This window comes from Paenibacillus sp. JMULE4 (assembly GCF_013337105.1).
Taxonomy (GTDB): Bacteria; Bacillota; Bacilli; order Paenibacillales; family NBRC-103111; genus Paenibacillus_G; species Paenibacillus_G naphthalenovorans.
Window position 1 is genome coordinate 211,556 of sequence record NZ_SGWF01000014.1, and the last position, 12,564, is coordinate 224,119.

The 12,564-nt window shown below is 49.1% G+C and carries 10 protein-coding genes and 1 pseudogene; all 11 read right to left on the reverse strand.

All coding sequences use genetic code 11. The annotated features are described in order from the left end of the window. Positions 1 to 42 precede the first annotated feature (42 nt). Positions 43 to 1,074, reverse strand: a complete 1,032-nt coding sequence (locus EXW96_RS13865) for a LacI family DNA-binding transcriptional regulator (RefSeq protein WP_235594250.1) — start codon at positions 1,072 to 1,074, stop codon at positions 43 to 45. A gap of 244 nt (positions 1,075 to 1,318) precedes the next feature. Then, the gene (locus EXW96_RS13870; protein ID WP_054818764.1) at positions 1,319 to 2,338 is read right to left on the reverse strand and encodes a LacI family DNA-binding transcriptional regulator; all 1,020 of its coding nucleotides are present in this window, start codon (positions 2,336 to 2,338) and stop codon (positions 1,319 to 1,321) included. Between the two features lie 239 nt (positions 2,339 to 2,577). Further along, positions 2,578 to 2,772, reverse strand: a complete 195-nt coding sequence (locus EXW96_RS13875; protein ID WP_054818771.1) for a YbdD/YjiX family protein — start codon at positions 2,770 to 2,772, stop codon at positions 2,578 to 2,580. Positions 2,773 to 2,777: 5 nt separating this feature from the next. After that, complete coding sequence (locus EXW96_RS13880) at positions 2,778 to 4,838, reverse strand: carbon starvation CstA family protein (protein ID WP_062410848.1); 2,061 nt, start codon at positions 4,836 to 4,838, stop codon at positions 2,778 to 2,780. A gap of 203 nt (positions 4,839 to 5,041) precedes the next feature. Next, a complete protein-coding gene (locus tag EXW96_RS27515) occupies positions 5,042 to 5,350 on the reverse strand; it encodes a LytTR family DNA-binding domain-containing protein (RefSeq protein WP_309225100.1) in 309 nt (102 codons plus the stop codon). Between the two features lie 154 nt (positions 5,351 to 5,504). Further along, positions 5,505 to 5,774: pseudogene (locus EXW96_RS27520) on the reverse strand (LytR/AlgR family response regulator transcription factor); the annotation flags it as partial. 6 nt (positions 5,775 to 5,780) lie between these two features. Continuing rightward, entirely contained in the window at positions 5,781 to 7,400 is a 1,620-nt protein-coding gene (locus tag EXW96_RS13890) for a LytS/YhcK type 5TM receptor domain-containing protein (RefSeq protein WP_235594249.1), read from the reverse strand. A gap of 142 nt (positions 7,401 to 7,542) precedes the next feature. After that, positions 7,543 to 8,874, reverse strand: coding sequence for a DRTGG domain-containing protein (locus EXW96_RS13895; RefSeq protein ID WP_062410847.1), 1,332 nt, complete (start codon positions 8,872 to 8,874; stop codon positions 7,543 to 7,545). Between the two features lie 153 nt (positions 8,875 to 9,027). Continuing rightward, positions 9,028 to 10,308, reverse strand: coding sequence for an isocitrate lyase (gene aceA / locus EXW96_RS13900; RefSeq protein WP_174350775.1), 1,281 nt, complete (start codon positions 10,306 to 10,308; stop codon positions 9,028 to 9,030). A 406-nt stretch (positions 10,309 to 10,714) separates the two neighbouring features. Continuing rightward, positions 10,715 to 10,918 (reverse strand): hypothetical protein, encoded by a 204-nt coding sequence (locus EXW96_RS13905; protein ID WP_137670466.1) that lies wholly within the window; start codon positions 10,916 to 10,918, stop codon positions 10,715 to 10,717. A gap of 200 nt (positions 10,919 to 11,118) precedes the next feature. Then, positions 11,119 to 12,381 carry an L-lactate MFS transporter gene (locus EXW96_RS13910; RefSeq protein ID WP_062407422.1) on the reverse strand — a complete coding sequence of 421 codons (1,263 nt, stop codon included), beginning with the start codon at positions 12,379 to 12,381 and terminating at the stop codon, positions 11,119 to 11,121. Positions 12,382 to 12,564: the final 183 nt, after the last annotated feature.

The following is a 12,564-nucleotide window of genomic DNA, read 5'->3' on the forward strand; positions in this document are numbered from 1 at the left end:
CTTCAAAATGCGAGAAGGCGGGTTCACCTTCTCAACAGAACATTAGCGTTTTCCATTCCCTCCGCAAGACTTGCGGATCACCAAATGTGATTCGAACAATTTGTGAACCGATTCATGGGATTTATACTGCATCAAATCGGTCAGCACCTTGACACACTCCGCCGCCATCTCTTCAACAGGCAAATGGACCGTGGACAGCGTCGGAATCGTAAACCGCGTCACTTCGTCATCGTCATGGCCTACAATCTCCATGTCTTCGGGAATTCTCTTGCCGGCTTCCGTTAATGCCATCAAAGCTCCGACGGACATTTGATCGCTGATGGAAAACAGCGCCGTAGGCAGGTCTCCGCTTGCCAGCATCTGCCGGATCGCTTGATAACCGCCTTTTTCCGAGAAATCCGAATACACGATATGCCGGTCTGCAATCTCCATACCCAGCTCGCGGGCCTTCGACAAAAAGCCTTCCATTCGGAGGCGAATCGCCGAAGAGGACACATCCGGAACAATAAGCCCAACTTGTCGATGATCACGACTAGCAAACAGCATGGCCACTTCCTCGCCCGTCTTTTGGCTGTCGACATTCACCCAGGAATACTTGCTTGAGCTTCGCTGATAAAGCACGATGGGAACCATAGGGTTTGCTTGCTCCAAATATTCTTCATCATCCTCGGTGGCATTGGCAATAATCGCTCCGTTAAACCGGGTTCCTGTAATCAGGCTGCGTACTTCATGCAGTCTTGTGCCTACAAACGGTTGGATCAGTAGTTCATACTCTTGGTCCAAAAGGGCAAATGAATGTTGAAGCCCTTTCAAAAACCGGTTGATCAGGGCTGCACGGGTATCGATCGACCAAAACAAAGCGATGATCGGCAGAACGGTTTCACCGCCACTGCGCAGCCGTCTTGCGGAAATATTCGGCTGGTAATTCAAGCTTTTGGCAGCCTCCCACACTTTTTGCTGCGTAAGGGCCGAGATCCGGTATTGATCGCCTTTGCCGTTAAGCACCATGGAAGCGGTGCCTTGGGACACATTCGCAAGCTGTGCAATTTCCTTAATGCTGGCTATACCTCTCACCTCGTTGCCGTAGTATCCACAAACTGCTAATACGTTTTGCTAATACGTTTTGCTAATACGTTTTTAGTATATTTAATAAGCGTTTTCATGTCAACGACTTTTTCGATTGGCAAGTCCCTAAAATAAAAAAAACTCCGATCGGAGAATTTCTCAGTTCCCTTTAACGTTTTAGTGAACTTAGTACCGTTAAAAAAGCTTTCCCTCATGTCTTAACGACTTGAGCGAAAGCCCTTTCCCCGCTTCTTTATTTAAACCCGCCGCAGGAGCTGCGGATAACCATGTGCGTTTCAAAAATTTTCGTTAACGGCCCTACCGCTTTGTGGTGCATCAAATCCGTCAGCATGCTCACACACTCGCCCGCCATCTCTTCAACCGGCAAATGGACCGTGGATAACGCCGGGATCGTATATTGCGTCACCTCATCATTGTCATAACCGACAATTTCGATCTCTTCCGGTACTCTCCTGCCGAATTCGTTCAATGCCGATAACGTGCCGACGGCCATCTGGTCGCTAATCACAAACAAGGCCGTTGGCGGCTCTTTACCTGAGGACAGAAGCCGCCGGACCGCCTCGTATCCTCCATGCTCGGAAAATTCCGAGAATACGATATGCTCCGGCGCTGCCTCCAAACCTAATTCGGAAGCCTTCGCCAAAAAACCTTCCTTGCGTAGCCGGATGGCTTTGGAAGAGACATCGGGCACAATAGCCCCGACGGTCCGGTGTCCCCGGCCGGCAAACAGGCGGGCGACTTCCTCTCCGGATTTATAGCTGTCGACATAAACCGAAGAATACCGGGTGGAGCTTCTTTGGTATAAGACAATCGGGACGTTGAACTGTGTCTGCTCCAGAAATGCCTCGTCTTGCTCCGTCGGGTTTGCGATGATCGCGCCGTTGAACCGTGTGCCTGTGGCCAGGCTTTGCACTTCGTGCAGCTTTGTTCCCACATAAGGCTGAATCAGCATTTCGTATTCACCTTCAATATCCAAAAGCTTTTGCTGAAACCCCTTCAAAAAGCGGCTGATCAGCACCGTCCGGGTATCCAGCGCCCAAAACAAGGCAATGATCGGCAGTACAGTTTCGCCTCCGCTGCGCAGACGTCTTGCGGAAATATTCGGCTGGTAATTCAATTGTCTGGCCGCTTCCCAAATTCTTTGCTGCGTTACTGCAGAAATCCGATACTGCTCTCCCTTGCCGTTGAGCACCATGGAAGCCGTGCTCTGCGATACGTTAGCCAACCGGGCGATTTCTCTTATGCTGGCCATTCGGTTAACACCCCGTTACCTGTATATTAGCGGTTATTGCCGATGAACCTAATACGTTTTACTAATATTACTCGTCAAATCCATTTCATGTCAATAATAGGGTGAAGGAAGGGAACTGGGGATAAAATTACATGATCTGAATGTTTCCGTTCATTTTTTGAATGAAACCGCAAACAATCATAAGCACGAAAAAAGAGCAGCACGGCATGATACTCCGCACTGCTCCGATTTTGTGTTTTTTAACAACAGCGATTGACTTTCCCGCTTTCGTATCGCTCCTTCAGGGACAGCATATAGAACTCTTTTTCCGTCAAGGGCGTTTGATCCGGGTGGTGGTCCTGTTGATGCTTTATATATTTCTCATAATCCGGAATGTTGAAAATAACCTTGATCGTCGCCTTGGCTTTGTTCGCAAATCCCGTTAGGTTTACCATCGGCATCACGCTCCAAATGTAGATTTGACATACGGTGCTTCCTGCAGCTTCAGCTCTTGTTTTTGAACCAGAATTTTGTACCATACCCGCAAAGATTCGATAATCATCAGAATGACCACGATACCGAAAAAGAGAGTAAGAATCGCATCGACATAGTTATTGGTCACAATTTGCTGCATGACTTCCATATTTTTGGCCGGAGCGATCACTTGCCCGCTGTTGATCCCCTCTTGATATTTTTTCGCCGCCGCCAAAAATCCGATGCTCGCCTGTTCGGAGAACACTTTTTGGAATCCGGCAGTCAATGTCGTCACCGACAGAAAAACAAACGGAACGATGCCTACCCAGGCGTAACGGGCCTTGCCCATTTTAATCATAATCGTTGCCGCTAAAGCCAAAGCGATGGCCGCCAGCATTTGATTCGCGATTCCGAATAGAGCCCACAAGGAGTTGATGCCTCCAAACGGATCGACGGCTCCCTGATACAAGAAATATCCCCAGGCGACGCAAACCACAAAAGAGGCGAGAACATTGTATTTAAACACCTGGGTTTGAGCGAACGGCTTATAGAAGTTGCCGACCAAATCCTGCAGCATAAACCGGCCCACCCGGGTACCCGCGTCAACCGCCGTCAAAATAAATACGGCTTCAAACAAAATCGCAAAATGATACCAGAACGCTTTGGCTCCGGCCAGGAACGTGGAGAAGATTTCGGCCATCCCGACGGCGAGCGTCGGCGCTCCGCCCGTTCTGGAAAGAATGGTGTTCTCCCCGATTTCCTTCGCGGTACTCGTAATTTGCTCCGGTGTTACCGTGAAGCCCCATGACGAAATTTTGGCCGCCGCTGCCGCCGCGTCCGTGCCGATTACGGCCGGGGAGGAGTTCATTGCGAAATAAATGCCCGGCTCCAGGGCGCATGCCGCAATCAATGCCATAACGGCAACGAAGGACTCTGCAGCCATCCCTGCATATCCGATAAAAGGCGCATGGCTTTCTCTTTCGATCAGCTTCGGGGTCGTACCGGACGATATCAGGGAGTGGAATCCGGATACGGCACCGCAAGCAATGGTGATGAATAAGAACGGGAATAAATTGCCGGAGAATACGGGTCCGGTACCGTCGATAAATTGGGTTACCGCCGGCATTTGCAGTTCCGGCAGGGTGACCAGGATCCCGCCGGCCAGCAGAATGATCACGCCGATTTTCAAGAAAGAGCTTAAGTAATCCCGCGGCGCAAGAAGCACCCACACCGGCAGAACCGAGGCAATCAATCCGTACACCACCATCATGATGGCGATTTGCGGAGCGGTGAAGGTAAACATTTGGGACAGCGTCTCGCTTTGCGCTACATACTGTCCTGCCCATAAAGCGAACATTAATAAAACAAACCCGATAATCGACCCTTCGATCACTTTTCCCGGCCGAATAAAGCGCATATAGAAGCCCATAAAAATGGCGATCGGCATCGTCATGGCAATCGTAAACATTCCCCACGGAGACTCCGCCAATGCTTTGACGACGACAAGTCCGAGCACGGCGACAATAATGATCAGGATCGCGAGGGTGGCGATGGAGGCCAGGGTTCCGGCGAATCGCCCCACTTCGTCTTTGGCCATTTGACCGAGCGACTTCCCGTCTCTGCGCATGGAGCCGACAAGCGTCACAAAGTCTTGTACGCATCCCGCAAGAACGGCCCCGATGATAATCCACAAAATACTGGGCAGATAACCCATTTGTGCGGCCAGAATCGGACCGACTAACGGTCCCGCGCCTGCAATGGCCGCAAAATGGTGGCCGAAGAGTACATATTTATTCGTCGGGACAAAGTCTTTACCATCGTTATGAACTTGAGCGGGCGTTGCCCGATCGTCGTTTAATTCATAAATCTTCTTGGCGATAAAACGGCTGTAAAAGCGATAACCGAACGCATAGGTACAAATCGCCGCTATGATCAACCACGCCGCCGAAATGCTCTCGCCGCTCGCCAGCGCGATCATGGCAAAGCCCGCCGCACCTAACACCGCAATAGCTGCCCATACAACATACGAAACGAATTTGTTTTTCATCATGTCATCACTCCATTGTAAGCGTTTTCTTATTATGCGCAAACCATCATATGCGATGCGGAAGCCATCATCTCTCAGCTTATCGTACCCATGTGATACCCCCCAAACGGCTTAAGATTGGCAACGCTCGCAATCAGTATAAACCGTTTGGAATTTGCGCGAAACGCCTGGAACGCAACATGCATGATTACCGAAGCATGATGTTAAATTTCAAGCTTCAAACGTAAGCCCTTCACATAATTCCGGCTGACCGGTATACGGCTTTCCGCCGCGTCGTCCATCAGCAGATCGTAGGCGCCGTTAACCCACGTTTTCATTTCGACAATCGAAGCCAGGTTCACGAGAAAGCTTTTGTGGCAGCGAAAGAAGCCGAACGGCTCCAGCTTTTGTTCCAGCTCCGACAAGGTATAGGCCCCCCCCGTAAGCCTTGTCATGCGTGTGAACCTGTACATATTTCCCCTCTTTGCTGATAAACACAATATCTTTGGGAAATACATACTTGATGCCTTCATCCACTTCAAGCGCCAGCTTAACGGGGGCAGGGGCGGCCAGGCTTGGCGATCCGATCTCCGTGCGTTTTTTGCGCAGCTCCCGGAAAACCATGTTCACATCTTCTTCGTCATAGGGCTTGAGCATATAATGGAAAGCCCTCAGCTTGAATGCATCGACCGCATATTGATCATAAGCGGTAGAAAAGACGATCTTCATCTGCGGATTCATCCCGCCGACGATTTCGGCCACTTGAAGCCCGTTCAAATCGGGCATGTTCATATCCAGAAACAGCACATCCGGGGCATGTTCTTTTACCTTTTTGATGGCATCCATACCGCAGTTGGCCTGTATCACACTTTCCACATCATCGATCTGCTCCAATAAATAGACAAGCTCTTCCCTTGCCGGAGCCTCATCGTCCGCAATCACGATATTCCAACCCATCTGCCTTCACCTCACCCAAAAGCTGATTTTTGTGCCTTCTCCCGGTTTGCTGTCAATTTCAAGAGGACGTTCATTTCCGTAATGGTAGCTTAGACGCTGCTCAATATTGCGCAGCGCCATACCCGCGTGTTCCTCCTGACGTTTTAATCCGCCGGCTTTCAGACCTACCCCGTCATCTTCAACGGAAATTCTCGTCTGCAGCTCCTCGCCGTTCTGCTCTTCCTTGACCCGAACTTGAATCACTCCCGGTCTGCCTGCGTTGGCAATCCCGTGAACGATGGCGTTTTCTACGAGAGGCTGAATCGTAAAAGGAGGAATCTGACGATCTAAAACATGTTCATCGATATCGATAAAAAAATCCAGTTGATCTCCCAGCCGCGCTTTGATTAAGTTCAGGTAGGACATCACCAGCTCGATTTCATCACGGATCGGAACCAGCCTTTGATTGCCGTTGCTCATATTTTTGCGCAAAAATCGGGACAAATGCATGACCATCTGGCGAGCTTCTTCCGGCTTCGTTCGAATAAACGATTTGACCGTATTGAGTACGTTAAACAAAAAATGCGGATTCATCTGCGCCTGCAGAGAACGGATTTCGGCGTCTGCAAGAAGCTGTGCCTGCCTCTGGGTTTCCACAAAGGCATACTGCTGGGAAAGCAGCCCCGCCAGAGAGGCCAGCATTCTCCTCCGGGAAGGATGATCATCCTGGTCCAAACGTTCGAAAAACAAACGAAATTGTCCTATCGGTTTCTTATTCTGGATTTCAATATTCATATCTATCCAAAAGCCGGTTTTTCTTCCCTCCGCAATCCATTCCGAACCGTTTTTGCTGAAAAACACACCTACAGCCTTCGTCTCCTCGTTAAGCACCTTGGCGATTTCACGAACCGCCTGATCGAATTCCAGCCGCCACAGCGGCATCGTCATGTCGGCGATTTGCAAAGCTTTATGGGCATGCTCCATACCGATTCGTTCTTCCTCGCGTACCATGGAGTTATACAAGACAAAATAAAGAGCGACGCCAACGCTGTTAGCGAATACCTGAGGAAAGCCGATGAGCGATACTAACTCTACTGCTTCATCCCATGGCTTGGCCAGCATCAGAATGAGCGCCATTTGCAGTAGCTCGGCAAAAAAACCGACGACAAACGCAAGCTGCATCGATGAAAATTTACGGAAACGCCTTTTCAACGCATTTCTGCAAAGTCCGGCCAAGATGCCTTGAAGGATAGGGGCAACCATACAAGCCACCGCTACAAAGCCGCCCAAGCTGTATCTGTGCAAACCGGCCACCGTTCCGACCACCAGTCCGCTTTTCACTCCGCCAAGCAAACCGGCAATAACAACGCCAACGGTTCTGGAATTCGCTATGGCTGCCGTCGGGGTTACCTCACCGATCCACGGGGCCGGCTGGTAGGTGTAATTTGAAACGCTTACACCGGAATACGTGCCTAGCATCGCATAGGCGCTAAAAAAGACAAGGAACCGCCACTGATACGACTTGTCCCCCTGATAATTCATATAGCTTCTCATCCAACGGCTGCGTGAGAAAACAAAAGCCAATGCGATCAAAAATCCAACTCTTTCCAGCATGTCGACAGACAACTGCAGCATCGGTTCACGCACCTTCGAACATCTTCATCCTGTAGTCCAACATAGGCCACACACTTCACACGGTCACCCGGCCCATCTAAAAAACATTGGCTGAGGTACGCCGCGGCGCAGAGCCAATGTTTTAACCGGGAGCAAGATCAACGACGAATCATCGTTATTGCAGTATTCGCGCCGTTACCATGGATCTCGCCACACGAACGCCATTGCACATCATTTCCAAATCGATCTTGCAAAATCTTCGGCTTAATTCAATAATCGTGGGCACGATTTCGATCACATCGTCGATTTGCAGCGCCACGAGAAAATAACTGGAGCAGCTGTCTATGATCAAATCGCCTTTTTTATGCTCCTGTACCGTACGGTACGCGGCTCGAATCATCAGGGTCGATAAGACTCCCTCCGACACCATGCCTTCATAATTGGTCATTTGGGGTGTCACCGAGCCTCTGAAATACAGCTTCCCTTCCGAGTTCCGCAGCTCTTCAAATCCCGCGCTGATTTGAACTTCAAAGGTTTCCGCATTTTGAGGCTGTTTTTGCATGTATTGCATCGCTTTCATGACGTCTTTACGGCTAATGACTCCAACCATTTTCCGATCCTGGTCAATGACCGGAAGCAGCTCGATGCCTTCCCAAACCATCGTATGGCCTGCGGAAGCTACAGACGCTTTGCTGCTGATCACGAGCGGATTCAACGTCATCAATTCTCCGATCGGCTGGTCAGGTTTGGCGCCGATGATGTCTTTGGTCGTAATAATGCCGATCGGCTTTTGGTCTTCATCCACCACAGGATAACGGGTATGTGACGTTTGCTCCACCAGTTTTTCCATTTCTTTCACCGTATTTGTCGGCAGTAAGGAATAAACCGGCGTGTCTTTGCGAATGATATCTTCCACGATCAGGATCTGCTTCTTGATTAATCGATCCTCAATGGCCCGGTTAATCATGGCGGCAACGGTAAACGTATCATAGCTGCTTCCGATAATCGGCAGCTCCAGATCGTCAGCAAGCTTCTTGACCTCGGGGGTTGTGTCAAAACCTCCCGTAATCAATACGCCCGAGCCTTGGCTGAGCGCACACATATGGGCTTGTACACGATTTCCGACAATAAGGAGATTTCCCGGCTCAATATACTTCAGCATCGCTTCAAGCTGCATCGCGCCGATAACAAATTTGTTCAACGTTTTATGGATTCCCGCGGATCCGCCAAGCACAACCCCTTCCACCACTTTGACGATTTCCGCAAAGGTAAGCTTATCAATCTGGTGCTCCTCTTTCTTCTCCACCCGGATGGTGCCGATTCGTCTTTTGGTGCTGACCAGTCCGCTATTTTCAGCTTCCTTAATAGCACGGTACGCGGTGCCTTCACTAACGTCCAGCTCTTGAGCGATTTTCCGAACGGACAGCTTCGTCCCTACGCTTAATGACTCAATGTATTTGGTTATTTGTTCATGCTTTGTATTGAGTTCCGAATTGTCCGAGCTCATCTTCCGCACCTCGCTGAACTGTTCTATAATATTTAGACAATTATATAATAGCTCAGCAAAAAAAAACAGCACCCGATTTGAACAGCACCTCCAATGGCTAGTTATGTCTAACCATTGGGGTGCAGTTCAATGAAGGTGCTGTCCGCTTTTTATTTAATGAGCGAACTGCTCTTCCTCGGTCGAGCCCGTCAGTGCCGTAGTGGAAGAGGTCCCGCCCGAAATGACCTGTGATACTTCATCGAAGTATCCCGTACCAACCTCGCGCTGATGGCGAGTCGCCTCATAGCCCTTGGACTCGCTGGCAAATTCACGCTGCTGGAATTCGGAATAAGCGGCCATGCCACGGTCTTTGTAGTCGTAAGCCAGTTCAAACATGCTGTGATTGAGCGCATGGAACCCGGCTAAAGTGACAAACTGGAATTTATATCCTAATTTTCCAAGCTCTCTCTGGAATTCGGCTGTTGTTTTGTCATCCAATTTCTTTTTCCAGTTAAAGGACGGGGAGCAGTTATAGGCAAGTAATTTCCCCGGAAATTTCGCATGGATAGCTTCCGCGAACCGCCGGGCCTCATCGAGGTTCGGCTCGGATGTCTCGCACCAGATCATATCGGCGTATGGAGCATATGCAAGACCACGGGCAATCGCTTGATCCAGCCCTTCCTTGACGTAGTAGAAGCCCTCCGGTGAACGTTCCCCTGTAAAGAAGGGACGGTCGTACTCATCGATGTCGCTCGTGATCAAACGGGCGGCATTCGCATCTGTTCTTGCGATCAGGACCGTCTCCACACCCAGGACATCGGCAGCAAGTCTGGCAGCGATTAAGTTTTTGACCGCTTGCTGTGTAGGAAGCAGCACCTTCCCGCCCAAATGGCCGCATTTCTTCTCCGAGGAGAGCTGATCTTCAAAGTGGACAGCCGCAGCTCCTGCTTCGATCATAGCCTTCATTAATTCGAATACGTTCAAAGGTCCGCCAAAGCCGGCTTCCGCATCGGCCACGATAGGCAAAAAGAAATCAATGTCTTCTTTGCCCTCCGAGTACTGGATCTGATCCGCCCGCTGAAGCGCCTGATTAATCCGTTTTACCACGTGGGGAACGCTGTTGGCCGGATATAAGCTTTGATCGGGATACATATGACCTGATAAGTTCGCATCGGCGGCCACCTGCCAACCGCTTAAATAAATGGCTTTAAGTCCTGCTTTGGCTTGTTGGACAGCCTGATTTCCGGTAAGCGCTCCGAGTGCCGGGACGAAATCTTCCGAATTGACCAGTTCCCACAGCTTCTTTGCTCCCCGGGCTGCCAGCGTATGTTCAATTTGCACGGAACCGCGAAGGCGAATAACGTCCTCTGCGGTATACGGCCGCTTAACTCCCTCAAATCTCTTCGAATTCCAACTGGATTGCAATTGCTCCTCTTGAAGCCGGCGGTTACTCATTTGTATCAACTCTCCCTATTTTAAAATAAAATACACGGTTGCTAGCCTTGCGAATGGAAATTAAATCGATTCTTCCAAATACCCGCTGCCTCCGCAAATCGGGCAAGTGTACGGCAAGGACATTCTATCCCGATTAGTTCCAGCTTGCTGATCTTCTTTCGAATGCTGTTCCTCATCGCTGTAGTTTATCCCTTCCCATTCCCCTGTTCCATAACACTTGGGACAGTCCATCACAACCAGCTCCTTTTCATTTGTTATAATACAGTTTATATTTATATTTATTTTATAACATATAAAATAAAATTGTTCAATACTGTTTTTTAAATTTTTTATTTGTTATATAATATTTAGACCATTAAAAAGTCCGCCATTGGTTTGGCGGACTGCAGAGCCGTGTATTCGTTCTTTATGAAATATCCATATCAGGATCAAATGCTGCATAATACAAGGACATATGAACAGGAGATAAATCATAAAAAACCGTTTCTCCCAGTTCATCATGTTCCGTGCGCGCCACCGCTCTTGTTTCTTCCTTGCTCGCTTCCAGCACATGTATTTTCCCAATCCTGCCAGTATTACATTCAGCCGACAATGCCGTGCTATTCATCATTACCGCTCCCTTCGAATGTAATATTATAATACTACAGCATCTATAATTTTAATTTATTATATAACATAAATTAATTATATGCAACAGATAAAAAAATGATGATTTTTTATATAACAAAATATTTCCCCGTCTTGGATCATGTCGGGCGTACACAAAAAAGGGGCCGTCCCATAAGTGGGACACCCCCTTTGTTTGTTCTTTTAATAAGCATGTTTCTCTTGATTAAAAACGGCTTGCTCCTTCAGCTTGCGGATGTCTCTGCGAATCAACAGGGAAACAATAAGTGCGATAACGAACAGGCCGGCAAAGAAGCTCAAGCTGTTCGCATAGCTTCCTGTTGTATCTTTGATCCATGCGGCAAACATTGGACCGGCCAAGCCGGCGGCCGCCCAGGCGGTTAAAATATACCCATGAATCGCACCAAGCTGCTTGGTTCCGAATAGGTCGCCGATATACGCGGGGATGGCCGCAAAGCCTCCTCCATAACAAGTGTATATCACAGCAAGCATAATTTGGAATAATATAACCGTTGTTGTATAGGGCAGAAGTGCAAACAGGATGATCTGAAGCACAAAGAACGTCGTGTAAGTGTTGGGACGGCCAATGTAATCCGAGACGGATGCCCAACCGATACGTCCGAGACCGTTGAACAGCCCCAGTACGCCAACCAGGGCGGCGGCTTCCGTCACAGACAGCCCGATGCTCTCCTGAGCAAGCGGCTTTGCCGCCGACAGGATGGCAATCCCGCAAGTGATATTAATGAACAGCATAATCCAAAGGTAATAAAAGCGGGATGTCTTGATCGCTTCATTGGCCGTAAGCTGAGAGAGATCGGTATACCGCGATTTGGAAGCCTTGACTTTCTCCTGAAATCCAGCAGGCATCCAACCGGCAGGCGGCTTCTCAAGGTACAAGGACGACACCAGCATCAATAGAAAGTAAGCCGCGCCCAGAATATAAAACGTCTTGGCTGTTCCCACCGACTGGATTAAGGAATTCATAATCGGACTGCTGATCGCGGCGGCAAATCCAAAGCCCATAATCGCAAGACCCGTAGCCAACCCGCGGCGATCCGGGAACCACTTGACCAATGTGGACACGGGCGCAATATAACCGACACCCAGGCCAATTCCGCCAAGCACTCCATAACACAGGTAAAGCAGATTGAGCGATTCCAGGTTCACCGCAAAACCGGAGCCGAATGTCCCTATACCGAAAAAGACAGCGGCAACCAAACCGGACTTGCGGGGACCGTGTTTTTCCACAAAATGACCCATGAAAGCCGCTGACAACCCTAGAAACAGAATGGCCAAACTAAACGTAAACTGAACTTGACTTGCTGTCCAGCCGAACTGTTGGATCAGCGGGTTGGTAAAATTGCTCCATGCATAAACAGATCCGATAGAAATATGGATCCCTACTGCTGATGCGGCAATCAACCAACGGTTTTTAATTTTCTCCATACATTACACCTTCTTCTTCAAAATTCTCTTATGCAGAGAAATAAAAAGCATCACAAACGCCTGTCCTTGGATCGCATGAGAGCAGTGGACAGGATTTGTGACGCTAGTATACCCGCAGGAGCGCTACGTCAAACCAGCATATTGTGATTATTTCGTATGTTTCCGGGAACAGCTTAACGTGGA